Below are 24,832 nucleotides of genomic sequence, written 5' to 3'. Positions count from 1 at the left end.
GCTTAATATTCTTCCGGGCGATTATCAACTGGTTTTTCCTCGTTTCCGAATGTAGAAATACGCTGCATTAAGCCGGCACTTTCCTTTTGCTCTACTAAACTAAAGTAAGATAGGGCGATGGTAATAATTGGTATTACGGTGCAAACCTGGCAAAGGTATTGTATAACCGTACCAAGCATGGTAAAGGTTAAAGACATTTGCGGCTTGCTTCCAGAAAATAACCCAAGCATACTAAATAATGTTGTTGGTAAAACCACAAACGACATGCAGGCGTAAACGATTATCCAAATAATAAATAATGTTCCAAAGGTTATCCAGAAGTTACCTTTAATTAATTTGAAGCTGCGGTTAAAAGCATAGCCTATTGTGCCGTTTTCGATAACAATAATCGGGAATACCAAAGAAATAATGGGCATTAACCAAAAGCCTGGGAGTAAGCAAAACAGAAATCCTATGGCAAGCAATAAGCCTAAGAGCAATGAGCTGCCAAAAATCCTAAAGAAATAATATTTAAAATAGCCCCAAACTTCATCGGTTGTTGGTGTTTGATTGCCTTTTTGTACATAAATGGCAATGTAAGAAAGGGTAGCTACTGTTGTACTTGCGTAACCAGCCAAAGAGAATAAAATTGCCAAAAAATACTCCAATCCATATAATCCTGCCCCAAATCCGCTGTTTTTAAAAGCATCTATATTGTTTACGATGTTAACCATTTTGTATTGTTGCAACAGCATAGCCAACATGCCAGCAATCATAAATAATCCTGAAAAAATAAAATAGGTTTTAACGAGGGGTTTAAAATTTTGGCGAACAAACGTAAACGTATCATTAATTATCTGACCAAAATCGCGTATTTTTTTAAATTCTATTTTAAGGAGCATATTAATTTAATTGTGATTTATAATAAATTTTTCTTGGATAGATAAAAACATACCAGATAATGAAAGCGGCAGAACTGAGTAAAATCAGGCCGCTTAAAGTCCAGTGCATTTCTGTATGGCGGGTAACAAAACTTTCGAAGAAAGCCGCTACAATAAATATTGGTACAAGTCCGAGCACTATTTTTAAGCCATCTTTAGCTCCCTTTAAAACAGATGCCATGCGGGTATATGTTTTAGGGAATAAGAAGCTGTTGCCTAAAACCAATCCGGCAGCACCAGCCAAAACAATTGCAGAGATTTCCAACGTGCCGTGAATCCAAATTACTAAAACTGATTGAATACCTAAACCTTTGCTGAAAAAGAAATATTGAAACGAACCTAGCATTACACCATTTCTAAAAAGGGAAACAATGCTTCCGAAGGAAAAAAGTATACCCAAAACAAATGTATATAAAGAAACGAAAATATTATTTGCACCAATTTGGATAAACATCATTATTGGATTTTGCTGTTTATAAACCCCAAACGGGTCGCCTTTGGCGATGTTATCATTCGTCATGTTTACATAGCCGTCGCCTAAAATTAATCTTATAAAAGTATCATCATACTTTGCAGAAATTGCGCCTATTGCACAAGAAACCAAAAAAAATGCTAAAGAATAAATAATTTGCTTTTTGTGCTGAAAAAAAAGCAGAGGCAATTCTGTTTTCCAGAAAATTAAAAAGCGGTTTGATTTTTCCTTTTTGTTTTTGTAAACCGAGCCATGAAGTTTTGAAGCTAAGCCGTTTAAATAAGCTGTTGTTTTAGAGTTCGGATAAAAAGTCTTGGCGTAAGCTAAATCATTTGTGATTTCAGTAAAACGATCAGCTAATTCATCAGGACTTGCCATTTGCAAATCATTAAATCGTTGCCATTTTTCTGTATTTTGTTTAACAAATAAAGCTTCTCTCATTAATAGCTACTCAAATCTGTGGTTAAAATAGTTTAAATTTTCTTCCTTAACAAAAAATTAAGCCAAATGCTTTACTATTTCATGCTAAAAATTTACATAGATGAAACTATCATCTATGCATAAAAAAAATTATGTTTGAAATATGGAAACCATTACAATTAGCACTGCTCAAAATGTTGATATAGAATATGAAGTTGCTGGCTTAGGCGAGCGCATTGCTGCCCGATTAATAGATCTTGCGGGCTTCACAATTTTATATATCGTGGTTTTGATCTTAATGGTTGCCGCTCAGTTTAGCACATCGGGCAGCGTTTCAATTGTACTTATTATCCTTTTTGCAGTTATTTTTATTTTTTACGATTTGGTTTGCGAAATGTTGATGAACGGCCAAAGTTTCGGCAAAAAAATTATGAAGATAAAAGTGATCAGCCTTGATGGCGGACAACCAACCTTTGGACAATATTTAATGCGTTGGATTTTTAGAATTGTTGATTTTGGCGTTTGGTTTGGATGGGGAGTAGTTGCATTAATTTCTGTAGCGGTTACAGAAAAGCACCAGCGCATAGGCGATAAACTGGCTAAAACAACCTTAATTAAAACCGTACCAAGAACAAAAATTGATAATGTGGCCTTTAGTTTTTCACTACCAGAAGATTACGAACCGACCTTTAAAGAAGTTTTGCACTTGAATGATAAAGATGCTGAACTTGTTTACGAAGTTTTAACAGGCTACTACACCACCGGAAATGCAGATTTAATTTATGCAATGGCTGCCAAAATTAAAACACATATGGCCGTAAATATCCCTGCCGGGATGAACGAACTTCAATTTTTGGAAACCGTTATGAAAGATTATAAACACATTACGGCCAACATGACTATTTAACGGATAAAAATCTTGTATAAATAGCTTATCAATACAAAATTACCAACCACAATTATCATCGCTTTTATAGTAATGGCGCTTTTGGTAAAAGGAAATTTGTGGATGATTAAGGCCGAAAGAAATAATATAAGTAAAGGAATTGTTGGCGGATAAAGATTCCAGCTTTGCTGAATATCGCCTTTTATTAGTGCTATAATTGAGCGTTGAAAACCACATCCAGGGCAATCTAAATGGGTTAATGCTTTAAAAGGACATGGTATTAAATGATTTTGCAGCCAATCAACTAAATTGATTGTGCTGCAAAATATATATAGGGTAATTGATAACATTAAACAACCGGAGGAGGTGTATCGTTAGGGTTATTTTGATTACCGAATGGATTGTTAAAATTGTTATTTGAGTTGTTGAACGGGTTGTTTCCGAAACCATTGTTCTGTGCTTCTGCAGCAGATGGGCCTAAATATTTTGCATCACCGAAACCTAAAATTGGCCAGAAAATGTAAGGAAAAATCACTAAACCAACCGTAAAACCTTCTGATTTTCCGAAACTTTTGCTTACCAAATTGTACAGCCAAACTAAAAACACAATGTTAACACAAGGTATTAATAACCATAAAATCCAAATCATCGGTTTGCCAACAATTTCAATTAAAATAATAATGTTGTAAATAGGGATTATTGCTGCCCAACCTGGTTTTCCGGCTTTTTCAAAAACCTTCCACATGCCAACAATTAATAGTACAATTATCGCCAAATAGATAATTATTCCTACTGCACCAATACCTGCAGCTACTCCGCCACCTTCATAAGATTCGTAATCATTCATAAGTTTTTCGTTTTAGATTAAATAATTTAAATAGTTAAACTAAGCTAAAATTTTAAAATTAAAAATGAAAGAAGCTGATATTAAATTATTTAAGTACAGTTGAAATTTTGGGTAGCAATGCATTCGCCCAGTTGCTATACATTTTACCGCTTGGGTGTAAACCATCGTTTGCAATCAATGTGGCATCATTTGCAGCTACTCTAGAGTCGGGTGTAATATTTGTGAAACTTACGCCGGCTTCTGTAGTTATTTTTTCTGCAGCAGCATTAAAAGCGTCAATTTCTTTAGCAATTGCCTCGGCAGATTTAAACCCACCTTTTGCGAAGGGTGTTACGCCCCAATCGGGTATTGAGACCACAAAAACCCTTGCCTTTTTACCGCCTGTAAAACCTATTGCTGTTTCTAGTAATTCGCGAAATTCTTTTTTGTAAGTTTCTAAACTGTAACCTCGATATTGATTATTTACGCCAATGAGCAAGGTAACAAAGTCATACTTCGGCGTAATGTTTGCTACTTTAATTGCACCCTGAAGTTCATCGGTAGTCCAGCCAGTTCGGGCAATTATTTTTGGCGCTTCAACGTTAACGGCGTTTTTAACTAATAAATCTTTTAGTTGGTAAGGAAAAGATTCGTTTTGACTTACCGCCTCTCCAATGGTGTACGAATCGCCTAAAGCCAGATAAGTAAAAACGCCCGTTGTGTTTTTTTCTACAAAAGAAGTATCGGTTGGTTGATTTACAGGCATAGGATTTTGCTTAGTGCAACCCGAAGATAAAAAAGAAAATAAAATGGCACTCAATAAAATTTTCATGCCCTAATTTACGGAAAAGTAGATTATATGGTTTTGATAGACTTATTCCGTTTTTTCGAATATTGTGAAGAACCACCTATTACTCAGTGAAGCTAGATCTTTTAAATTGGTTACAAAGATTTCTCGGCTTCGCTCGAAATGACGATATAGGTAGGTTTTTTTGCAAAAACATTGTTTCTAAACCCGATTGGAGTGAAAAGCCCGCAAGCGAGGTACGAGTGCGGACTTGCAATGTAAAGCGGGGCTGAAGCCCGCCAAAAGTTATTAACTGTTCATTTTCAAAAAAATATTGATTTATCTTTTTGTCTAAACTTACGAAGTCTTTTTTTGAGGATTTATTATAGACTTTGTAATTTTTTGAGCATTAAACCAATTCCATCTTAAAAAGATTGGCAATGTGATTTTTTAGCTTCTCTTTAACTTCTTCGATATCGGCTTTGTAGCCTAATTCATGTTCTAAAGAGGTAACTGCTTTATCATCGATACCACAAGGCACAATGTTTTTGAAATAATCCAAATCTACGTTAACATTAAATGCAAAGCCATGCATAGTTACCCAACGACTGCAACGAACGCCCATTGCGCAAATTTTGCGGGCTTTCTCGTTATCGGCATCCAGCCAAACCCCGGTGTAACCTTCGTACCTACCGCTCTCAATTCCATAATCTTTCAGCGTCAAAATCACGGCTTCTTCAAGTGTTCGTAAGTATAAATGTATATCGGTAAAGAAATTATCTAAATCCAAAATTGGGTAGCCAACAATTTGACCAGGACCGTGATAAGTAATGTCACCGCCGCGATTTATTTTGTAATAAGTGGCTTGTTTATCTTTAAGGCCTTGTTCATCGAGCAACAAATTATCTGGATGGCCACTTTTGCCTAAAGTGTAAACATGCGGATGTTCGTTAAATATAAGGTAATTCGGGGTTGGTAAATTTGTCCCATTAACACGGTTTTCGCTTTTAATGGCAACGATTTTGTTTAGTAAATCTTCCTGCTTAGCCCAGGCTTTTTGGTAATCTGTTAAACCCCAGTCAATAAATTGTGTGGTTACTAATTTATCCGCAATATTTTTTTCGCTTTCCTCTATCATCTTTTATTACGGGTTTAGTTTTGTGCTGCCTGTACATAACCAACCATGTAGCCATCGGCAGTTTTAAAATAATGTACGGTTAGCTCGCGGGTTCCGGTTGGCAATTCTACCAAGGCATTTAAACTGCCTTCACTTTTTAGTTTGAAAGGCTTAATGTGTATGTGGGCCTTAAATTCTAAGCCTTTTTTGCCATGCCATTTGTAAATCGCTTCTTTAGCGCACCAACACACATAAAGTCCTTCGGTGTTATCGCCAATTTGTTTTTGAGCAAGCTCAACATCGTTTAAAAACTTATGCTTAATGCTTTTAATTTTATGCTTGATGAGTTCTATATCAACACCGACAGCGTAATCTTTGCTAATCATTACGGCGGCATAATCGTAAGAATGGCTTAAAGAAATTTTATAGTCGAAGTTTACCAGATAAGGTTTTCCGTCTTCATCAAACTTGCAATCGATATATTCGGCAGTATTCAGTAAAGTGCGCAATAATAAGCGCGTACTGAGCCAGTGGAGCAGTCTTTTTCCATTGTTTAAAGATGAAATGATGCCAAGCTCGTGCTGTTTTAATTGTAATCCGGCTAAGAGTTGCGCTTCTGTTTCCTCAATTTTCCAGATGGCCAGAACAGAATGTTCATCGATATTTTTATTATAAACTATTGGCATTTATAAAATTGAAATTTAACATGCAAAATTATCTTAAATAAATGATAATTTAGGCCAAAAATACGCATAAAAATGATATTATCTGATAAAAGGATTTTAGAGGAAATTGATAAGGGGACAATAATTATTGAGCCATTCGATCGCAGTTGCTTAGGCACCAATTCGTACGATGTACATTTGGGCAAATATTTAGCAACCTATAAAAACCGTGTATTAGATGCAAAGAAACATAATGAGATTGAGCATTTCGAAATTCCGAAAGATGGTTTCGTGCTTCAGCCGGGTACATTATACCTTGGTGTAACTTTAGAATATACCGAAACCCATAGTCATGTGCCTTTTTTGGAGGGTAAAAGCAGCACCGGAAGACTGGGAATTGATATCCATGCAACTGCCGGAAAGGGCGATGTTGGTTTCTGTAACACCTGGACCTTGGAAATTTCTGTAGCACAACCGGTGAGGGTTTACGCCGGAATGCCAATAGGCCAATTAATTTACTTTGTTGTAGAAGGAGAAGTAGAAACCATGTACAACAGCAAAGGCAATGCAAAATACAATAATAAAACTACCCGCCCTGTGGAAAGTATGATGTGGAAGAACAGCTTTTAGTTTAAGCTGCTTTTCATGTAAAATTCATAATAATATGCCTCGGGTTTTGTACCTTGAGGCATATTTACTTTTACACTACGCCAAATGAAAATCAAAATCTCGCTCCTTCTCGGTTTTTTTGCTGTGCTTTTAAGTTTTGTAGCATTTAAAATGGACGATGATCCGTTTACGCAGCTACTTAAAAAGCTCGAGGATTATTCAAATAAATATCCACAGGAAAAAGTATACCTACATTTAGATAAACCCTATTACGCCATAGGCGATGATATTTGGTTTAAAGCTTATACCGTAAATACCAAAACCCTTGCCCCATCAGAAATTAGTAAGATTTTATATGTTGAGCTTATTAACGAAAAGGACTCTTTAAAAAGATTGGTGAAACTACCGCTAATGGGTGGCATAACCTGGGGCGATTTTAAACTTACTGATTCGCTTGGCGAAGGCAATTATAGGATTAGAGCCTACACAAATTACATGCGTAATTTCGGTACTGACTTCTTTTTTGATAAAAATATCAAAATTGGTAATGGCTGGGCAAATAAGGTTTTCACTTTTACTGAATATAAATTTACAAAAGAAAATAATAACGATAAGGTAAACGCCAATATTCGTTTTGAAGATAAAAACGGAGTGCCATATAAGAATAATGAGGTTAGCTATGAGGTTCAGTTAGATTACCGCACAATTGCTAAAGGCAAAACTAAAACCAATGAATCTGGAATAGCAAACATAGATTTTTCGAATAACCAATCCTTCCTCAATAAAAAAGGAAAAATTGTTGCAATGATTACGTTAGATAATAAGCAAAAAGTTATTAAATCTGTTCCGATTACCTCAACAAGTAATGATGTTGATGTTCAGTTTTTTCCGGAAGGTGGTGCATTGATAGAAGAATTGCCGCAAAAAATTGCTGTTAAAGCTGTTAACGGAACCGGATTAGGCGAAGATATCAAAGCAAAAATTATTGATCAGTCCGGTGTAGAAATAACAACTTTCGAAACTACTCATTTGGGGATGGGAAATTTTGTCTTAAATACCCATGCTGGAAAAACTTATACAGCAAAAGTTACTTTTAAAGATGGTTCACAAAAAGATTTCAGATTGCCATTGGCTCAAAAAAGTGGTTACGCTTTATCGGTAACGAATTCTGATACAAGCAAAGTATCTGTAAAAATAATGACCAGTGCTGATTTGACTAATTCGGATGAATTAAAAATTGTGGCGCAGCAAGGTGGAAATATCTATTATGTATCTAAAGCAAAAGTTGATAAGCAATTATTGACCGCGGTAATTCCCAAAAGCAAACTGCCGAGTGGAGTTGTTCAGTTTACTTTATTTTCTGCTAACAATCAACCCATTGCAGAACGTTTAATCTTCAATAAAAATAAAGGCGATATTATTGATGTTAAATTCAACACAAATCAGGCCTCTTTAGAAAAAAGAGGTAAATCAACAATAGATTTTAATGTTTCGAATAAGCAAAAACCTTTAATTGGTAGCTTTTCTGTATCGGTTACAAATGCCAGCAAAGTTGCACCTGATGAAAACAGTGAGAGCAATATTCTTGCGAATCTGTTGCTTACCTCAGATTTAGCAGGGTTTGTAGAAAAGCCAAATTATTACTTCTTAAAGGATGATGTTAAAACACGGGGAGATTTAGATAATTTGCTTTTAACACAGGGCTGGAGAAGATTTCTTTGGAAAAATGTTATTAATAATGCAGGGCCAAGCATTACTTATAAACCCGAGCAGTCAACATCAATCAGCGGAACAGTTACAAAAGGTGGTAAGCCCGTTCCAAATGGTAAAGTAATGATAATGTCGACCAAAGGCGGCGTGTTTTTTCAAGATACAACTACGAATGCAGAAGGCAGATTTAACTTTGATAATTTAGAATTTAGCGATAGTGTGCGTTTCGTTGTACAAGCCAGAACTAAAACCGACAGGAAATTTGTTGATATTAAATTGGATGCCATACCAGCTCAAATTGTAACGAAAAGCAAAAATGGAGCTGAAATTGATATTAACGTGAACAACACGCTAATGAAATACATTAAAGAAAGCGACAATTACTTTAATGAAATGACAAGATTAGGTTTGTTGGAAAGGACCATAAAACTTGATGAAGTTGTGGTAACGGAGCAAAGAAATCCCGCAAAAAATTCGGCCAATTTAAATGGCGCTGGTCGTGCTGATTTTATTTTGACTGCGAAGGATTTGGAGGCTTGTGTAACACTTTCGCAATGCTTAAATGGAAGAATACCTTTCGTGATTTGGAGAAATGGCGTTCCATATTCAACTCGGAGCCAAAATACCCCAATGGCAATTGTAGTTGATGGGATGAACGTAGAACCCGATTTTCTGGACGTGCTAAATCCCAACGACATTGAAACGATAGAAGTTCTACGTACAGCCGGAAACATAGCAATTTATGGCAGCCGAGGAGGCGGTGGTGTGCTTGTTATCACTACAAAACGTGGTGGTAGCGATAATTTGTCAAATAATTATGCGCCTGGAGTGGTTACGATAAACCAAAAAGGTTATTCAGTTTCCAGAGAATTTTATTCGCCAAAATATGATGCGGCTACTAACAACGCAAAAGGCGATTACAGAAGCACAATTTACTGGAATCCACAAGTGGTGAGCGACAACGACGGAAAAGCTTCTTTTAGTTTTTACAATGCTAACGAGCCTGCCACGTACCGTGTTGTGATTGAAGGTATAGATGCTGAAGGACATTTTGCAAGAGCTGTGGCTACTTTTGATGTCAAGTAAGTATTTTAATTAATAAAAATAACTTCGTTGCTATTGTTGCAATAGCTACATCTTTTGAGGTTTAATCATCAAAAAATAATAAATTTGAATTAGTATGCATGCATACTAATTCAAATTTATTATTTTGCTTTATATACAACTGTAAATACCGATATATGAATACGATTAAAGTGAGCGTTAAGGATCGCCTGGCTACCATTACTTTAGATAGAGGCAAATCAAATGCGATGAACCGCGAGCTGATTTCGGAGCTGAATGATATGCTAATCAACATTTCTAATGATAACAATATTGGGGGTGTTATTTTAACAGGTAAAGCCCCTTTCTTCTCGGCAGGCTTAGATTTAGTTGAGCTTTACGGATACAATGAAGCAGAAGCAAAATCCTTTTTTGAATTGTTTTTCAGTTTTACGGCAAACTTGGTCGGCTTTAAAAAACCAATTGTTGCGGCAATAAGTGGTCATAGTCCGGCTGGTGGGTGCGTTATGGCTTTAGCCTGTGATTATCGGGTTATGGCAGAGGGACAATTTATCATCGGTTTAAATGAAGTTCCGGTAGGAATTATTGTGCCAAATAGTATTTTTCAATTGTATTCGTTTTGGATTGGCAAGGCCGAAGCTTCGCAAAGCTTGTTAACCGGAAGATTATACAATCCCGAGGAAGCATTAAAAATTGGCTTGGTAGATGAGTTGGTTAAAAATGAAAGTTTACTAACATCCGCAGAGCGAAAAATTAAAAAGTTTATGGAGCTGGAAAGTAACACCTGGTCGCAAAGTAAACTTAATATCCGTACTGATTTAATTGCTGCGGTAAGTGGTGATCAATCTGCAACTTTAGAGAAAATGCTTGCACAATGGTGGTCGCCATCAACCAGGCATATTCTAAAAACGATTTTAGAAAATCTCCAGAGGAAATAATCAAAATTAAAAATCACAATTGAACAATTAGCAATTCGTCAATTAAACAATTGATCAATTAAACCTTAAGACAACCAGATATATGTTAAATTTCAATCAACCTATGCTTCGCGATGATGCGTTAAAAGGCAAAACAATAGTTATTACTGGAGGTGGTACTGGATTAGGAAAAGCGATGGGTGTTTATTTCCTGAAATTGGGCGCCAATTTGGTAATTACTAGCCGTAAACAAGATGTTTTACAGAAAACGGCTGATGAGATGGAAGAAAAAACCGGTGGAAAGGTTTTAGCTGTAGCTTGCGATGTTCGCGAAATTGAGCAAGTTGAAAATGTGCTTGCTAAAACGATTGAGAAATTCGGCGCTGTAGATGTGCTTTTAAATAACGCTGCAGGCAATTTTATTTCTCCAACCGAGCGTCTTTCGGCAAATGCATTTTCCTCAATAATTGATATCGTACTAAAAGGCACTGTGAATTGTACTTTGACTTTTGGAAAACACTGGATAAAAGAAAAACAAACGGCAACGGTGCTCAACATCGTTACCACATATGCTTTTACAGGCTCTGCTTATGTAGTTCCATCTGCTTGTGCAAAAGGTGGCGTTTTGGCTTTAACACGATCGTTAGCGGTTGAGTGGGGCAAATATGGCATCCGTACAAATGCAATTGCACCTGGTCCTTTTCCAACTAAAGGCGCATGGGAAAGATTATTACCTGGAGATTTAGCCAAAAAGTTTGATTTTAAAAACCGTGTTCCACTTAAAAGAGTTGGCGAACACCAGGAACTTGCAAATCTTGCAGCATTTTTGGTTAGCGATTTCTCTGGATATATTAATGGCGAAGTCATCACGATTGATGGTGGCGAATGGTTGCAAGGTGCTGGTCAAATGAATGGATTGGAAGCCATTCCAAATGAAATGTGGGATATGTTGGAGCAAATGACGAGAAGCGCTAAATAGTGTAAAATGTAATTATGTAAAATGGATGATGAAATGCTTGCCCATCATCTGCTTGTAGCTATGCATTATCTATAATCTAATCACATTTTCCATCACCCATCTACCATTTTCCATCCCTCATTTATTATCTTTGCCCACATGAATATCTTACTATTAGGTTCAGGTGGCAGAGAAAGTGCATTTGCCTGGAAAATCAGCCAGTCTTCACATTGTGATAAATTGATTATTGCACCCGGAAATGGTGGTACAGGTGCTTATGGCACCAATATCAACATCAGCGTAAATGATTTCGATTCGATTAAAAAAATTGTTTTAACAGAGCAAATTGACATGGTTGTTGTCGGACCAGAAGAACCTTTGGTAAACGGTATTCACGATTTTTTCCTGGCAGATACAGCAATTTCGCATATTCCGGTTATCGGACCGAAAAAAGAAGGCGCAATTTTAGAGGGAAGTAAAGATTTTTCTAAGCAGTTTATGCAGCGTCATGGCATTCCAACTGCGGCATCTCAATCTTTCACTCCTGATACTTTGGAGGATGGGTTGGCCTATCTACAAAACCATGCTTTACCGATTGTTTTAAAGGCAGATGGTTTGGCTGCGGGCAAAGGTGTTTTAATTTGTACTGAAACCATCGAAGCACAAGAAGAACTAAAGTTAATGCTTGGTGGTAAATTTGGTGCTGCGGGTGCTACTGTTGTAATTGAGGAATTTTTAAGCGGTATCGAACTCTCAGTTTTCGTTTTAACCGATGGCGAAAATTACATTACCTTGCCAGAAGCGAAAGATTACAAACGTATTGGTCAGGCTGATACTGGATTAAATACAGGTGGTATGGGTTCGGTTTCTCCGGTGCCATTTGCATCTGCCGAGTTTTTAAATAAAATTGAGGAACGAATTATTAAACCAACTGTTGAAGGTTTAAAGAAAGATAATATTGATTATACGGGCTTTATTTTCTTCGGGTTGATAAAAGTTGGTGATGAACCATATGTTATTGAATACAATGCTCGTATGGGCGATCCGGAAACGGAAAGCGTAATTCCAAGGATAAAAAATGATTTGGTCGAACTTTTTATCGCAACGGCTGATAAAAAACTAAATCAGGTTAAGCTCGAAATTAGCGAAGAAACTGCGGCAACCGTAATGATTGTTGCAGGCGGTTATCCTGGCGAATATTTAAAGGGAAAAGCCATCACAGGCATCGAAAATCTTCGACATTCAAACGCTTTCCATGCCGGAACTTTATTGGATAACGATGTAGTTAAAACAAACGGCGGACGTGTAATTGCAATAACCAGTTTGCAAAAAGATTTATTTACTGCGCTTCAATCTGCAACAGCCGATGCGGGTAGAATTTATTTCGATGGCAAATATTTCAGAGAAGATATCGGTTTCGATTTAATCTAATTTAAACTATTGTAATTTGAAAAAGATACTTAAAAAGATTTCGGAAACTGCCATTAAACAAGGTGAATTTACATTTACCCCTGAACAGGTTGAATCGAAATGGTTAGGAAATGAACCAGCTTCTGCTGATGAAATTAAGCAGCTTGAGGAAAGATTACAGATTATCCTGCCAAAGGATTACAAGAACTTTCTATTGATAACAAATGGCTTCACAACGCCGAATGAAAACATCGAACCATCTTTTGAATCTACAATTAATGTTGGCTATTTAAAAGATATTGATCCTGAAATAATCGAGATTTGGATTAATAATGATGAGCTTTTGGATGTGGCGATTAAGCTATCGCGAAGCATAATTGTTGGCGGGAGAAATCAAGAGCAATATTTTCTTTTAGTTCCGCCATTATCAGAAAGTGGCGAGTGGGAATATTGGAAATTCGCTTCTTGGATACCGGGTGAAGACCCATATGAAGGAATGGAGAATTATTTCATTAATGCGCTCGATTTTCTTAAAGGCGCTTAAGAGGTTATAAGCATTAAAGCCACAGATTTACAGATTAATATTAACCTGTAAATCTGTGGCTTCTTTGTGTTTTACTTATTTCGATTTGCTACCTAAAAGCTCTTGTAATTTACTTTGTAAAGCTTCTTCTCTTAATCCTTTAGCGATAATTTTGCCAGTTGGGTCAATTAAAAAGTTAGCAGGAATAGAACGAATGCCATACATTACCGCAACTTCATTCTCCCAGAATTTTAAATCTGAAACTTGTGTCCAATCTAATTTGTCATCAGCAATCGCTTTAATCCATGCATCTTTTGCACCTGGTCTATCTAAAGAAACGCCTAAAACGGTAAAGCCCTTGTCTTTAAATTTATTGTAAGCGACAACAACATTTGGATTTTCGGCTCTACAAGGACCACACCACGATGCCCAGAAATCAACCAAAACATATTTTCCTTTAAAATCAGATAATTTTACAGGTTTGCCATTTACATCATTCTGTGTAAAATCCATTGCCATAACACCTACAGCAGTTTTTTTAGTCGCTTCTAAGGTTTTGGCTAACGTAGTACCAATTTTAGTTGCTCTTAATTCAGGGCTTAAGCCTGCGTAAGCAGTTTCTACTTGTGCTTGTGCATCTGGGTCGCCAGATAGTTGACTCAAACTAACCAAACTCACATAAGATTTTGGGTTACTTTTAGCAAAACTTAAATAAATTGGCGTCATTTCTTCTGATGCCTTTTCAAAACGTTCACGAATACCAGCTACAACTGTTTTATCTTCCTTCTGCTCTGCGCTTAGTTTAGCATACTCAGCATTAATGGCATCAAGTTTATCTGTAGCAGGTTTTAAACTCGCCTTTAATTTTGTATTATCATTGTTAGCAGGTGTTCCGCTAACAGAAACCGATTTAATCGAATCTGTAGAGCTTACAACGATATTTCCTGGCTCCAAATATAAATTTGCGTAATCTAAGTTTTTGGTATTAGCACCTTTAATATAAGGGTTAATGTTTTTGAACAAACTGCCAGATATTGGGTCGGTAGCGGTTCCCTTAAATTCAAATTTGCCATTTGCAACAGTAGCAGAATCTGTTTTACGCTGACCGTTTTCGTTGTAAATCAGGTAAACCTTGTCGCCGGTTTTTAAAGCCTTTGCATCACCTTTTACAGTAAAAGGCTTTTGAGCTAGTGCAGCCAAAGGCAAAATTGCCATTGCTGATAAAATTATTTTTTTCATTAGTTGATTTTTTAAGTTTGAGGAGGGTTAAAGCTCTTAAAATCAAATGTAAAGAAATGTAGTCTTATCAGGCTATAATTTATGTAAAATTATGATAGCTTTTGATAGGTGCGCCACCATAAATCGGGCATATCGCCATTTACTGCAGTTTGGTAATCATCGTAACGGCAAGGAACCAAATGGTAACGCTCATTTTTAGATTGTTGCGCTGGATAAGGCACTTGCATCCACCATCTATCCGATTTTTTACTCTTCACAAAAGTCATTTCGCCAGAACCATCCTTCAAACTCGTTCTATAAATTATAAATTGAGATTTCGGTGTTAGTGGAAAATCTTTTTTACGGGCGTAAAATCCATCTACAAAATACCAAACCATTTGGGCCAGTAAAAATGCAGTTTGGCCGTTATTATCATAAGCCGGATTAAATTCATAAAAACCAATCGAGGTTAATTTATCGTTCATGCCTGCATAACGGGCAATTCTGCAAGCCTCTTCACCATCAAATCCATTCGGCGTAGTATTTGCATTTGCAGCGGCATCAGCCGAGCGTATGGCGCCAATATCAAAACTTACCATATTCGCGTTGCGGATAATGGGTTCGGTAAGTGTAATATCTTGAGCGAATTCGCCAACGCGGTGCGCATCAAAATAAAGCTTATCCATTACGTTTAAACTTTCCTGATTTACAAAATAGGTTTGGTAGCCAAGATTGCTGAAGTTGAAAAGATAATTAGGTTGATGCAGGAATATTTTGTTCAAATAGCAATCAGACCGGGTTTCTATGCCTTCACTTTCATGTCCATCAATATCAAATTGATTATCTACAACCACTAAATCAACTTTCTGCTCTAAATCTTCGTAGCCCAAATATTGAGCGTACGTAATGTCTTGTCCGCCGCCGATTATTATTGGAATAATGTTATTTTTAATTAATTCGGAAACCGCCATTTTAACGGCAATGTATGTATCAGCTACGGTTGCACCTGGTCTGATGTTTCCTAAATCGACAAGTTTGCTTTCAAAAGCGCCTTCATTTAATTTGTAAAATTTTTCCCTGAAATAATCGGGCGCAATTCCACAGCCTTCATTATTTACTGCATTTCTACCATCTAAAACACCAAAAACTGCGATGTCGAATTTTCCTTCCTCCAAATCGGGAAATGATTCAGTATAAAATTCGGTTTTCATACCCAGCTGACTGGTGAAAAAACCTTGTTTTGGTGTAAACTGATCAATATTTAAGGGAGAAAAGAAATCGGTTAATGACATATATTTAAAACTATCGCCTCAAATATCTATTTTTGAAAGCGTATTTTCACCAATAGCCCCAAAAAATATAATGATACTCGTAACCGGCGGAACGGGATTTTTAGGATCTGAGTTAATAAAACAGCTTACTGATAATGGTTTAGCCGTTCGGGCGCTGAAAAGGAAAACATCTGTAATTCCATCGTTACTAAAAAGCATTAAATTAATTGATTGGGTTGATGCGGATATAAATGAAACTTCTGCCTTAGAAGATGCATTTCAAGGGATTACCAAAGTTTTTCATTGTGCAGCTTTTGTTTCTTTAGATTCGAACCACAAAAAACAACTTTTTCACGTCAATATTGATGGCACATCGAACATTGTAAATCTCTGTTTAGATAACAATTGCAGATTGGTTCACGTTAGTTCTGTTGCCGCGTTGGGCGAACCAAAAAAAGGGAATCAAATTACAGAAAAGGATTTTTGGGAATACGATGCAAAGGCCCACGCTTATGGACTTTCGAAGTACGAAGCTGAAATGGAAGTTTGGCGTGGAATAACCGAAGGTTTAGATGCTGTAATTGTTAATCCATCCGTAATTATTGGCAAAAATGCGGGCTTTGATGGGAGTGGCGCAATTTTTAAATTGGTAAAAGGTGGTTTTCCGTTTTACACTAATGGTGCATCGGGTTTTGTTGATGTTGATGATGTGGTTAAATCCATGATATCGCTTATGGATAGCGAAGTCACCGCCGAACGTTTTATTATCTCTTCAGAAAACATCCACTACAAAGATTTATTTACCTCGATTGCAAATGGTTTTGGCGTTAAATCACCAACAAAGGAAGCCAAACCCTGGATGCTTGGTTTAGCCTGGAGAGCATTAAAATTTTTCTCTTTTTTTACCAGAAACCAGCCATCAATTACTAAAGATACCGCAAAAAGTAGCATTACATTAAGCTACTATTCAAATGATAAAATCGTAAACCAAATCGGCATACAATTTAAGCCACTTTCAAATAGTATTGCAGAAATTACCCAACACTTAAAATAATGCCTAAACAAAAAGCCTACTACATTATTGATTTTGATAGCACTTTTACGCAGGTAGAAGCACTAGATGAACTCGCCAGGATTTCACTAAAAAAACATCCACAGAAAGAATCTATTTTTCAAAAAATTGAAGATTACACCAATTTGGCGATGGAAGGGAAACTATCTTTTTCTGAAAGTTTAGCGCAAAGAGTGAAATTATTAGAGGCTGATGAAGAACATTTAAAGCAGCTGATAAAGCATTTAAAGAAAAAAGTTTCGACTTCCTTTTCACGAAATGCTGAGTTTTTTAAAAAACATGCTGACGAGGTTTTAATCGTTTCTGGCGGATTTAAAGAATTTATTACACCGGTTGTAAGTCAGTATCACATAAAAAAAGAAAATATTTATGCCAACACTTTTGTAACCACAGGTGATGGGAAAATTATAGATTACGACCATGCAAATCCCTTAAGCGAAGAAGGTGGAAAGGTTAAATTGCTTCAGCATTTAAAATTAGAAGGCGAGCTTTTTGGTATTGGAGATGGTTACTCAGATTTTCAACTTCGGGAAAGTGGTTTGATTAACAAATTTTTCGCTTTTACTGAGAATATTGCTCGCGAAAGTATTGTTGCAAAAGCTGATCACATTACCCCAAGTTTTGATGAATTTTTATATGTGAACGATTTGCCTAGAGCAATTTCATATCCAAAAAACCGCATATTATGTTTGGTTATTGGTGATGTTGACCCGAAAAGTATTACGCTGTTGAAAAACGATGGTTTATCCATCAGACATAAAACAAGCTTCGAAGAAAAGTATGTTAAGGATGTTGGTGTTATTTTACTGGCCGATGGAGAGAAAATAGAAAAGACACAACTTAAAAATGCCGTAAAACTGAAAACGATAGGTTATTTAGGTAATTCGAAAGGTAAAATTGATGCCGAACTTTGTACAAAGATGGGTATCGTAATTTTTGATGATGTTAAAGGAAACCCCCGTAACTTCGATTTTATTCCTAAAAGGATAATCGATTTTATGAATACCGGTGCAACTTATCTAAGTTCTAATTATCCTAATTTGCAGCTGCCAAAAATTGATAAATCGCACCGCTTGATTCATATCCATAAAAATTTGCCGGGTATAATGGCACAAATTAATACGGTTTTTGCCAAGCATAACATCAATATTGTTGGTCAGTTCTTAATGACAAATACTGATATCGGCTATGCCATTACAGACATTAACACGGAGTATGACAAGCAATTATTTAAGGCGCTTAAAAAGATTGAGCATACTATAAAATTCAGGGTGTTATATTAATGTTATGAAACAATTCCTTATAGTTTTTTTGGGCGGTGGTTTAGGAAGTTTAGCTCGTTTTTTAACTACCAAATTATATACCCAGAAGGCTGTAAATTTTCCTTATGCAACGTTAACAGCTAACTTTTTGAGTTGTTTGGCAATGGGTGTTTTCCTTGGGTTTTTTATTCAGAAATCTGCAATAAACGATAATCTGAAGCTATTCTTAATAACAGGTTTTTGTGGAGGCTTTAGTACATACTCTACTTTTACGCTCGAAACCTTAAACCTTTACAAAAGTGGTCAGATTAACGTTGCTGTGTTAAACATTATTATAAACTTTGTTTTGTGTACTGCCGCAATTTTGGCAGGAATGTATTTGTCGAAATTAAAGTTTAGCTAAAAAGATTAAACAATGGATTTTACTCCTGAAATTAAAGATAAACTCAACCAGCTGCAAGAAAAATATACTGCAATGGGGCAGGATATGGCCTCGTATTTGGATGGCTTGCTATATGCCGATTTTTTAACCTATTGGGATTACATTCATCTCGATACGCTCTTGAGCTTGCAAAGTCCTAAAACACCGTTTCCTGACGAAGAAATTTTTATCATGTATCATCAGATTACGGAGCTTTATTTTAAACTTGCTTTGCATGAATTTAATCAAGTTGCTAACCATGAAAACTTATCAGTAGAATTTTTTACGGCAAGGGTGAAAAGAATTAACGCATACTTTAATGCATTAACAACTTCGTTTGAGGTAATGGTTGATGGCATGGAAAAAGAACAATTTCTAAAATTTAGAATGTCACTTTTACCGGCTAGTGGGTTTCAATCTGGTCAATACAGAATGATTGAAATTAGTGCAACAGATTTTATCCGCTTAACAGATAAAAGCAAACGTGAAGAATTAAAAAGCGCTTCAATAGAAGAACAGTTTGAACATATTTACTGGAAGTTCGGTGCAACAGAACTTGCCTCTGGCAAACAAACCCTTACTTTAAAGCAATTTATTAAGAAATACGCTGCTCAATTTTTAGCTTTGGCTAAGGATAGAGTTTCAAGTAATTTTTCGGCACTATATCATCAACTCCAAACAAAAGGTGAAGATGTAGCACTTTTAGCAGAAGAGTTAAGGAAACTGGATTTGTATGTTAATGTAGAATGGCCATTGTCGCATTATAAATCTGCCGTTCGTTACCTGGAAAAAGACCCTGTTGACATTGCGGCTACGGGCGGAACAAACTGGCAAAAATATTTACCTCCACGTTTTCAAAAAAGAATATTTTATCCGTTTTTATGGACTGAAGAACAGATGGATGAATGGGGTAAAGGTTGGGTGCTTAGTGTGCTTAAAACACTAAAGAACAAAGATTAATATCCCGAAAAACTATCAAAATAGCTTGTTTTTTTATAACTTGCGCAAATTAAATAATGATTGAATTATAGAATGGCAGATTGATTGAATCAGTATTCAAATCCATTTAAAATTCACTCATCCAAAATTAAAATTACAATGACTGAAACATTAGACATCAAAATTGTTCAGGCCGATAAAACACGTTTATCAGTTACAGATTTTTCTCAATTGCCATTTGGTAAAGTTTTTACCGACCATATGTTTACGGCAGATTATGAAGACGGCGAGTGGAAGAATTTACAGATTTTGCCATACGGGCCAATTCAAATGAGTCCTGCTATTTCGGCGTTGCATTACGGGCAAGCAATTTTTGAAGGTTTAAAAGCTTATCGCCAGCCTGATGGAAAAATTAGTGTTTTCCGTGCAGATAAAAACTTCGAACGTTTTAATAAATCTGCTGCTAGAATGTCGATGCCAACCATACCTGAAGAGGTTTTTATGCAAGGTTTGGCTGCTTTGATTAATATTGATGAGAAATGGGTTCCGGCGCAAGATGATTACGCATTGTACATTCGTCCGGTGATGTTTGCAACAGACCCATATTTAGGCGTAAAAGCTTCTGATACTTATAAATTTGCTTTGCTAACTACGCCAACAGGACCGTATTACAGTAGTGCTTTAAAAGTAAAAATCGAAACTGAATTTACCAGAGCTGATGATGGTGGAGTTGGCTTTGCAAAAACTGCAGGCAACTATGCCCGTTCTTTATATCCGTTTGAGCAAGCTAAAAAAGAGGGTTATGACCAATTAATCTGGACAGATTCTGTAAATCACGAATATATTGAAGAAGCTGGAACTGCAAATCTGATTTTCGTTATCAATGGTAAATTAGTTACGCCTTCGGTACGTAGTACAGTTTTGGATGGCGTAACCCGCGATACTATTATTACCCTTGCTAAAAATGCAGGTGTTGAAGTTGAAGAACGCAGAGTTTCGGTTAAGGAAGTTATCGAAGGCATTGAAAACGGTACTTTAACAGAAGCCTTTGCTGCGGGCACTGCAGCAACGGTTACCCAAATTGGCGAAATCGGTTATTTAGGCAAAACCTACAAATTGACAGATTCTTCTACCAGAACAGTTTCAAACGGGATTGCTAAAAAGCTAAACGATATCCGTTACGGTTTATCAACTGATGAATTTGGTTGGAACTGGATTTTGTAAAAGAAACGATTTTGAATTATAAAGAAAGCTCCAAACTAATCATTTGGAGCTTTTTTGTTTTTCAATTGATAGTTACTGCTATCCAGGAAAATATAATTCAGCATACAGAATGAGGCAATCGCCCCAAATGTATGCCACAAAAAGTGAGTGCCAACGGCTAAAATCTCCCATTTATCAGCAATTCTAAATGTTAAGGCAAATATGAATGCAAGCAGCGCAAAACCTACCCATTTTCCGTTGTTCCAGTTACTTTTTAGCAGATAACCAAAAACGGGAAATAAAACCAATGCAGCCATAAATGCATAATTTATATTGATGAATATCTGAAAGTCCTCTCCGGTAAATTGCTTGCGTAATAGGAATTGAAAAATTGCATACATCAAAACTATCAAAACGGCAAAGTACCATTTGGTAATCTTCGCCAAAAAATAAACACCAGCCGATAAACAGAGTAACATTATTGGCATCCAATCCATCATTATAAATATAGGCCAGCGCCTAAATCCATGATAAGTTGTACCGCCAATGCCACCAATGTACAGCAGCAACAACGCAAAGGTTAGAAACTTATAAGTTTTAAAACTACCCCAAACCCTAATACTAAAATATACCGCAATCGCCAGGAAAAAACAACTTGTTATTGTGTTAAGTGGCTCGGGGAAAAAGTTCGCCAGATTAGTTTCGGTATAAGCGGTACCTCCATCTGGCGGATTCTGAATTAGTGCAATCATATCTGGCAATACAAATAGTTTAATCATTGCAATGTGCATTTATAAAACCAATGTTTAAACTGATGGTGTTAAGTTTTTGGGTAAAAAAATTGCGACTATAAATTAACAGATTGGTAATATCCATTTATAGCAAAATGTTGTAAATAATCTAGAAAATGACAAACCTTTTTTTAAATCATAGTGTTGCTTATATACATCGAAACTATAAATATAAAAAACATGAATACTACAACATTAACCGCAGAGGTTTTAAACGACCTGGTACAAATTAATAATGATAGAATTGAAGGTTATGAAAAAGCTCGTAAAGAATTACAGGATGGCGATGCTGACTTAAAGTCTTTGTTCTTAAATATGATTGAAGAAAGCCAGAAATATAAATTGGCTTTAGCGCAAGAAATTAGTGTGGCAGGGGAGGACGTAGAAACAGGTACAACAAACTCAGGTAAAATTTACAGAGCCTGGATGGATGTTAAAGCTTTATTTACAGGCCACGATCGCCAAACGGTATTAAATAATTGTGAGTTTGGAGAAGATGCTGCACAAAACGCATATAAAATGGCTTTAGAGGTAGAAGGTGTTCCGGCTAATATCCGAGAATTAATTTCTGAGCAAAAAGCATCTTTAAGAGTTTCTCATGATGAGATTAAAAGATTGCGTGATGCACATGCATAATTTGAATCTATCTAATCGGATCAAAATGATTCTACATAGCGGCTGTCAGTTTAATAACTGACAGCCGTTTTTTATAACAACTTTTTAATAATGTGGTTTTGCGGATTAGGAATTGAATTTTTATTTACTCATATTATCCTATAAGGATAGATTAGCAAAAGATGAATAATTTAAATGTTAATCAATAAACTAAAATCTACACAGCTTGTCTTGTAGTGATCAGTATGTTATCCCTCCTGTATATATCAGCATCATATAAAATTTGAAATACTTCACCCTTTGTTAACCCCTTGCTTACCCAAAAGGTTAACAAAGGGTTATCAAACTCTTATCAAATACCCATAATATACTGAAAGATTATTCAGGAGAATGCGGCTTTGGTATTAGCATCAACCGCTACTACTAATGGATTGAGCCCTCATCCTAGTAATTTAAATCCATAATACACAATCCTTAAATGAGTCTCATGATGAAATTAAAAGATTGATAACTGATTTTTTTACAATAATTATTGTCCAACAATCCATTTAATTCTATTCGATTTATTGATTAAATACACCAAAAAGTAACTCGCAAAATAAGCTATAAAAAATCGAATGTATTGGATTATCACAAGTTCTATAGATGATTTGCCCGCAGGCGTTATGCCGAGGGGATTGAATATTGTGGGCAATATCTGTACAATAATAATATAATGAACTAAATGTATTCCGTATGTGCTACTTCTTGGATTTAAGTTCTTTATCCATCTTGGATTACCAATTTTATAAAGAAGCAAAAATACTGCTAATGAGTATATTATATTAGTAATTTTTAATGTATTGTATGGATCAGCATGAATATGATTATTCATTATATATAAACTTTCAAAGCATGATAAAGAGAAAGTAATTGCTGATAAAAGTATTAAATGCCAAAGCTTTATAAGCTTAATCCACTCATTAAATTGTGAAAAATATTTGTGTAAAATTACACCTATCCACAAGTAAAAAACAAATCCTAAGATTGCGGTTGTGTGGCCACTAGGTATCCAATGGTAGTATATGTCAACAGAATAAAATATGGAACAGGTACCGAGTAAAAGTCCAACCCACTTACTGTAAAGATATCTTCTGAACAGTAGTAATATTGAAATGCTACCTAGAAAGTTAAGAATAAACCAAAAGCTTGTGTCAACAATAATATACTTAATTTTTTCCCAGAAATACATTAAAGGATTTTCAAACGCCGGAGCATCACCACCTTTTATAAAAATGATTAAAGCATTTGCATAAATCAAAATCAAAAAAACAATAATCCAAAATAGCCATGGTTTAAAAGTTCCATCAAATCTTCTTTTAAGATATTGAAGTGAAGTTGTTGTGTGAATTTTATCGCCAATTAAAAACCCAGCTAAAATATAGAAAGTGATTGTTCCGAACTTAAACAATTCCATTGTTATGGTTTGAATAATTTGTTCATCAATATTTTTGAAATATTGGTAAGAGGGCCAAAAATAGCTATGTTCTATAACAATTGTTATTATTGCAATAAATCTTAAAGAGTCTATAAAATCGTAATTGATTTTATCTTTCATTATTGTTTCAGGCATATGTTTTATTCGGTAAGCGCTAAGTTTTTTTCTAAAATTAGAGCGTAAATTGTTAAACTGGTTTAAGTTTTAGAACCTTCGAAATAAGATTGTTACAGTAAGGGTGAAAAGAAAACTAACATTTATTTCTCCAAGACAATAGGTTGTGAAAAATAGATCTTTCTTATCTGATTTAATTTGCTCAAACCAGATCGTTCTTTAACAGGATAAAGCTTAGTGTAATATTTTGAGAGAAATTTTATAAAGTTAATTCCCCGTTTACCCTTACTATAATCTAAAAGTGTTTTATATATAAATTTCACTTCCTTTGCATTTTTCAGATACTTAAATTTCGAAGCAAATTCAATCCATTCGATATTATATTTAAAATAATTGTTCCCTGCTTGATTATTTTTACTTTTTTTATTCTTCGATAAAATATCTGTAATATTATTACTGTGCTGCCTGTAGCTTACTAAAGCATTTGGGATGTATTTTATTGTACCAATACTGGCAGCAACAAATGCAATCCACCAATCATAAAAAAACCTCTTATCAAATGGAAGAGCAAAATTTAAAAGCTCTCTTCTAAACATACATGCATGCCCTGATATACAATTACTGGTTAAAAAGTATAGATTCGATTTTCCTTGATATATTTCTGTCTTATCTGAAACTTTGAGATTTTTAATTGACTCTCCATTTTCATCTATTAATAACGAATCGTGAAAGATTAGGTTATTTTCGCCAATTTCACTTACAAGAACATCTATTTTGTTTAAGTTCCAAATATCATCTTGATCACTGATGGCGATAAAATCACCTTGACAATAACCAATTGCTTTTTCAAAATTTTTTGTAAATCCGATGTTTTGAGTATTTCTTTCAAGTTTTATATTAGGTAGTCCTTTTATTAAATTGATTAGCAACTCATAGGTATTGTCAGTTGAACAATCGTCGATAATAATAATTTCTAAATTAACATAGGTTTGATTAATTATGCTTTCAAGCTGTTCAATTATGAATTTTTCGCCATTGTAAGTGCAAAGTGCAACTGATACTAAAGGATTGTTTTGTAGCATAAGGATAGATTATTAACCAATTTCCACTATGAGATTAATAGTTAGAAACGAGGTTCGTTTTTCAGCTAAAGCTAAATCTGCT

The 24,832-nt window shown here is 35.4% G+C and carries 25 protein-coding genes; 13 read left to right on the top strand and 12 right to left on the bottom strand.

The features are described from left to right. Positions 1 to 2: 2 nt before the first annotated feature. Positions 3 to 881 carry a hypothetical protein gene (locus tag R2Q16_RS04110; protein ID WP_316735311.1) on the bottom strand — a complete coding sequence of 293 codons (879 nt, stop codon included), beginning with the start codon at positions 879 to 881 and terminating at the stop codon, positions 3 to 5. Position 882: 1 nt separating this feature from the next. Further along, positions 883 to 1,833: a stage II sporulation protein M gene (locus R2Q16_RS04105; RefSeq protein ID WP_316735310.1), complete on the bottom strand. Its 951-nt coding sequence runs from the start codon at positions 1,831 to 1,833 to the stop codon at positions 883 to 885. A gap of 142 nt (positions 1,834 to 1,975) precedes the next feature. Between R2Q16_RS04105 and R2Q16_RS04100 the strand changes: the two genes are divergently transcribed. Further along, the gene (locus R2Q16_RS04100; RefSeq protein ID WP_316735309.1) at positions 1,976 to 2,719 is read left to right on the top strand and encodes an RDD family protein; all 744 of its coding nucleotides are present in this window, start codon (positions 1,976 to 1,978) and stop codon (positions 2,717 to 2,719) included. Here R2Q16_RS04100 and R2Q16_RS04095 read toward each other — a convergent pair. The 5 genes from R2Q16_RS04095 to R2Q16_RS04075 form a co-directional block, all read right to left on the bottom strand. Continuing rightward, entirely contained in the window at positions 2,716 to 3,048 is a 333-nt protein-coding gene (locus R2Q16_RS04095; RefSeq protein WP_316735308.1) for a DUF2752 domain-containing protein, read from the bottom strand. The genes R2Q16_RS04100 and R2Q16_RS04095 overlap by 4 nt on opposite strands. Next, positions 3,048 to 3,545 carry a DUF5684 domain-containing protein gene (locus R2Q16_RS04090; RefSeq protein ID WP_316735306.1) on the bottom strand — a complete coding sequence of 166 codons (498 nt, stop codon included), beginning with the start codon at positions 3,543 to 3,545 and terminating at the stop codon, positions 3,048 to 3,050. The genes R2Q16_RS04095 and R2Q16_RS04090 overlap by 1 nt, the downstream gene beginning before the upstream one ends. Before the next feature lie 85 nt (positions 3,546 to 3,630). Continuing rightward, positions 3,631 to 4,356, bottom strand: a complete 726-nt coding sequence (locus tag R2Q16_RS04085; RefSeq protein ID WP_316735305.1) for an SGNH/GDSL hydrolase family protein — start codon at positions 4,354 to 4,356, stop codon at positions 3,631 to 3,633. A 364-nt stretch (positions 4,357 to 4,720) separates the two neighbouring features. Continuing rightward, on the bottom strand, positions 4,721 to 5,449 hold the full coding sequence (lipB, locus tag R2Q16_RS04080) for a lipoyl(octanoyl) transferase LipB (protein WP_316735304.1): 729 nt from the start codon (positions 5,447 to 5,449) through the stop codon (positions 4,721 to 4,723). A 14-nt stretch (positions 5,450 to 5,463) separates the two neighbouring features. After that, complete coding sequence (locus R2Q16_RS04075) at positions 5,464 to 6,114, bottom strand: 4'-phosphopantetheinyl transferase family protein (protein WP_316735303.1); 651 nt, start codon at positions 6,112 to 6,114, stop codon at positions 5,464 to 5,466. A gap of 72 nt (positions 6,115 to 6,186) precedes the next feature. Between R2Q16_RS04075 and dcd the strand changes: the two genes are divergently transcribed. The 6 genes from dcd (at position 6,187) to R2Q16_RS04045 (ending at position 13,306) form a co-directional block, all read left to right on the top strand. Next, positions 6,187 to 6,723 carry a dCTP deaminase gene (gene dcd / locus R2Q16_RS04070; RefSeq protein ID WP_316735302.1) on the top strand — a complete coding sequence of 179 codons (537 nt, stop codon included), beginning with the start codon at positions 6,187 to 6,189 and terminating at the stop codon, positions 6,721 to 6,723. Between the two features lie 84 nt (positions 6,724 to 6,807). Continuing rightward, entirely contained in the window at positions 6,808 to 9,498 is a 2,691-nt protein-coding gene (locus tag R2Q16_RS04065; protein ID WP_316735301.1) for a carboxypeptidase-like regulatory domain-containing protein, read from the top strand. A gap of 155 nt (positions 9,499 to 9,653) precedes the next feature. After that, positions 9,654 to 10,415 (top strand): enoyl-CoA hydratase/isomerase family protein, encoded by a 762-nt coding sequence (locus tag R2Q16_RS04060; RefSeq protein WP_316735300.1) that lies wholly within the window; start codon positions 9,654 to 9,656, stop codon positions 10,413 to 10,415. An 82-nt stretch (positions 10,416 to 10,497) separates the two neighbouring features. Further along, positions 10,498 to 11,373: an SDR family oxidoreductase gene (locus R2Q16_RS04055; RefSeq protein WP_316735299.1), complete on the top strand. Its 876-nt coding sequence runs from the start codon at positions 10,498 to 10,500 to the stop codon at positions 11,371 to 11,373. A 138-nt stretch (positions 11,374 to 11,511) separates the two neighbouring features. Further along, a complete protein-coding gene (purD, locus tag R2Q16_RS04050) occupies positions 11,512 to 12,783 on the top strand; it encodes a phosphoribosylamine--glycine ligase (protein ID WP_316735298.1) in 1,272 nt (423 codons plus the stop codon). Positions 12,784 to 12,799: 16 nt separating this feature from the next. Continuing rightward, a complete protein-coding gene (locus R2Q16_RS04045) occupies positions 12,800 to 13,306 on the top strand; it encodes an SMI1/KNR4 family protein (RefSeq protein ID WP_316735297.1) in 507 nt (168 codons plus the stop codon). A 75-nt stretch (positions 13,307 to 13,381) separates the two neighbouring features. Here R2Q16_RS04045 and R2Q16_RS04040 read toward each other — a convergent pair whose 3' ends face one another. Both R2Q16_RS04040 and R2Q16_RS04035 read right to left on the bottom strand, forming a co-directional pair. Beyond that, entirely contained in the window at positions 13,382 to 14,524 is a 1,143-nt protein-coding gene (locus tag R2Q16_RS04040; protein WP_316735296.1) for a TlpA disulfide reductase family protein, read from the bottom strand. 89 nt (positions 14,525 to 14,613) lie between these two features. Then, positions 14,614 to 15,795 carry a formimidoylglutamase gene (locus R2Q16_RS04035; RefSeq protein ID WP_316735295.1) on the bottom strand — a complete coding sequence of 394 codons (1,182 nt, stop codon included), beginning with the start codon at positions 15,793 to 15,795 and terminating at the stop codon, positions 14,614 to 14,616. Positions 15,796 to 15,865: 70 nt separating this feature from the next. Here R2Q16_RS04035 and R2Q16_RS04030 point away from each other — a divergent pair, with 70 nt between their 5' ends. From R2Q16_RS04030 to R2Q16_RS04010, 5 genes are all read left to right on the top strand, one after another. Continuing rightward, the gene (locus tag R2Q16_RS04030) at positions 15,866 to 16,828 is read left to right on the top strand and encodes an NAD-dependent epimerase/dehydratase family protein (RefSeq protein ID WP_316735294.1); all 963 of its coding nucleotides are present in this window, start codon (positions 15,866 to 15,868) and stop codon (positions 16,826 to 16,828) included. Further along, complete coding sequence (locus R2Q16_RS04025) at positions 16,828 to 18,129, top strand: HAD-IB family phosphatase (protein WP_316735293.1); 1,302 nt, start codon at positions 16,828 to 16,830, stop codon at positions 18,127 to 18,129. The genes R2Q16_RS04030 and R2Q16_RS04025 overlap by 1 nt, the downstream gene beginning before the upstream one ends. A gap of 4 nt (positions 18,130 to 18,133) precedes the next feature. After that, complete coding sequence (crcB, locus tag R2Q16_RS04020; protein WP_316735292.1) at positions 18,134 to 18,511, top strand: fluoride efflux transporter CrcB; 378 nt, start codon at positions 18,134 to 18,136, stop codon at positions 18,509 to 18,511. Between the two features lie 12 nt (positions 18,512 to 18,523). After that, the gene (locus tag R2Q16_RS04015; RefSeq protein ID WP_316735291.1) at positions 18,524 to 19,489 is read left to right on the top strand and encodes a tryptophan 2,3-dioxygenase family protein; all 966 of its coding nucleotides are present in this window, start codon (positions 18,524 to 18,526) and stop codon (positions 19,487 to 19,489) included. A 138-nt stretch (positions 19,490 to 19,627) separates the two neighbouring features. Next, the gene (locus R2Q16_RS04010) at positions 19,628 to 20,692 is read left to right on the top strand and encodes a branched-chain amino acid aminotransferase (protein ID WP_316735290.1); all 1,065 of its coding nucleotides are present in this window, start codon (positions 19,628 to 19,630) and stop codon (positions 20,690 to 20,692) included. A 35-nt stretch (positions 20,693 to 20,727) separates the two neighbouring features. Here R2Q16_RS04010 and R2Q16_RS04005 read toward each other — a convergent pair whose 3' ends face one another. Beyond that, positions 20,728 to 21,450, bottom strand: coding sequence for a hypothetical protein (locus R2Q16_RS04005; protein ID WP_316735289.1), 723 nt, complete (start codon positions 21,448 to 21,450; stop codon positions 20,728 to 20,730). 192 nt (positions 21,451 to 21,642) lie between these two features. Here R2Q16_RS04005 and R2Q16_RS04000 point away from each other — a divergent pair, with 192 nt between their 5' ends. After that, a complete protein-coding gene (locus R2Q16_RS04000) occupies positions 21,643 to 22,098 on the top strand; it encodes a PA2169 family four-helix-bundle protein (protein WP_316735288.1) in 456 nt (151 codons plus the stop codon). 508 nt (positions 22,099 to 22,606) lie between these two features. Here R2Q16_RS04000 and R2Q16_RS03995 read toward each other — a convergent pair. Then, complete coding sequence (locus R2Q16_RS03995) at positions 22,607 to 23,689, bottom strand: acyltransferase (RefSeq protein ID WP_316735287.1); 1,083 nt, start codon at positions 23,687 to 23,689, stop codon at positions 22,607 to 22,609. A 122-nt stretch (positions 23,690 to 23,811) separates the two neighbouring features. Next, on the bottom strand, positions 23,812 to 24,750 hold the full coding sequence (locus tag R2Q16_RS03990) for a glycosyltransferase family 2 protein (protein WP_316735286.1): 939 nt from the start codon (positions 24,748 to 24,750) through the stop codon (positions 23,812 to 23,814). Positions 24,751 to 24,832: the final 82 nt, after the last annotated feature.

The organism is Pedobacter aquatilis (assembly GCF_032678425.1).
Classification (GTDB): Bacteria; Bacteroidota; Bacteroidia; order Sphingobacteriales; family Sphingobacteriaceae; genus Pedobacter; species Pedobacter aquatilis_B.
The sequence above is the reverse complement of the archived record's forward strand: the minus strand, read 5'-3'. Positions and strand labels throughout refer to the sequence as shown.

Excerpts from the sequence above, each read along its gene's own strand:
- R2Q16_RS04110 (WP_316735311.1), bottom strand. The coding sequence starts at position 881 with ATGCTCCTTAAAATAGAATTTAAAAAAATACGCGATTTTGGTCAGATA.
- R2Q16_RS04105 (WP_316735310.1), bottom strand. The coding sequence starts at position 1,833 with ATGAGAGAAGCTTTATTTGTTAAACAAAATACAGAAAAATGGCAACGA.
- R2Q16_RS04100 (WP_316735309.1), top strand. The coding sequence starts at position 1,976 with ATGGAAACCATTACAATTAGCACTGCTCAAAATGTTGATATAGAATAT.
- R2Q16_RS04095 (WP_316735308.1), bottom strand. The coding sequence starts at position 3,048 with ATGTTATCAATTACCCTATATATATTTTGCAGCACAATCAATTTAGTT.
- R2Q16_RS04090 (WP_316735306.1), bottom strand. The coding sequence starts at position 3,545 with ATGAATGATTACGAATCTTATGAAGGTGGCGGAGTAGCTGCAGGTATT.
- R2Q16_RS04085 (WP_316735305.1), bottom strand. The coding sequence starts at position 4,356 with ATGAAAATTTTATTGAGTGCCATTTTATTTTCTTTTTTATCTTCGGGT.
- lipB (WP_316735304.1), bottom strand. The coding sequence starts at position 5,449 with ATGATAGAGGAAAGCGAAAAAAATATTGCGGATAAATTAGTAACCACA.
- R2Q16_RS04075 (WP_316735303.1), bottom strand. The coding sequence starts at position 6,114 with ATGCCAATAGTTTATAATAAAAATATCGATGAACATTCTGTTCTGGCC.
- dcd (WP_316735302.1), top strand. The coding sequence starts at position 6,187 with ATGATATTATCTGATAAAAGGATTTTAGAGGAAATTGATAAGGGGACA.
- R2Q16_RS04065 (WP_316735301.1), top strand. The coding sequence starts at position 6,808 with ATGAAAATCAAAATCTCGCTCCTTCTCGGTTTTTTTGCTGTGCTTTTA.
- R2Q16_RS04060 (WP_316735300.1), top strand. The coding sequence starts at position 9,654 with ATGAATACGATTAAAGTGAGCGTTAAGGATCGCCTGGCTACCATTACT.
- R2Q16_RS04055 (WP_316735299.1), top strand. The coding sequence starts at position 10,498 with ATGTTAAATTTCAATCAACCTATGCTTCGCGATGATGCGTTAAAAGGC.
- purD (WP_316735298.1), top strand. The coding sequence starts at position 11,512 with ATGAATATCTTACTATTAGGTTCAGGTGGCAGAGAAAGTGCATTTGCC.
- R2Q16_RS04040 (WP_316735296.1), bottom strand. The coding sequence starts at position 14,524 with ATGAAAAAAATAATTTTATCAGCAATGGCAATTTTGCCTTTGGCTGCA.
- R2Q16_RS04035 (WP_316735295.1), bottom strand. The coding sequence starts at position 15,795 with ATGTCATTAACCGATTTCTTTTCTCCCTTAAATATTGATCAGTTTACA.
- R2Q16_RS04030 (WP_316735294.1), top strand. The coding sequence starts at position 15,866 with ATGATACTCGTAACCGGCGGAACGGGATTTTTAGGATCTGAGTTAATA.
- R2Q16_RS04025 (WP_316735293.1), top strand. The coding sequence starts at position 16,828 with ATGCCTAAACAAAAAGCCTACTACATTATTGATTTTGATAGCACTTTT.
- crcB (WP_316735292.1), top strand. The coding sequence starts at position 18,134 with ATGAAACAATTCCTTATAGTTTTTTTGGGCGGTGGTTTAGGAAGTTTA.
- R2Q16_RS04015 (WP_316735291.1), top strand. The coding sequence starts at position 18,524 with ATGGATTTTACTCCTGAAATTAAAGATAAACTCAACCAGCTGCAAGAA.
- R2Q16_RS04010 (WP_316735290.1), top strand. The coding sequence starts at position 19,628 with ATGACTGAAACATTAGACATCAAAATTGTTCAGGCCGATAAAACACGT.
- R2Q16_RS04005 (WP_316735289.1), bottom strand. The coding sequence starts at position 21,450 with ATGATTAAACTATTTGTATTGCCAGATATGATTGCACTAATTCAGAAT.
- R2Q16_RS04000 (WP_316735288.1), top strand. The coding sequence starts at position 21,643 with ATGAATACTACAACATTAACCGCAGAGGTTTTAAACGACCTGGTACAA.
- R2Q16_RS03995 (WP_316735287.1), bottom strand. The coding sequence starts at position 23,689 with ATGCCTGAAACAATAATGAAAGATAAAATCAATTACGATTTTATAGAC.
- R2Q16_RS03990 (WP_316735286.1), bottom strand. The coding sequence starts at position 24,750 with ATGCTACAAAACAATCCTTTAGTATCAGTTGCACTTTGCACTTACAAT.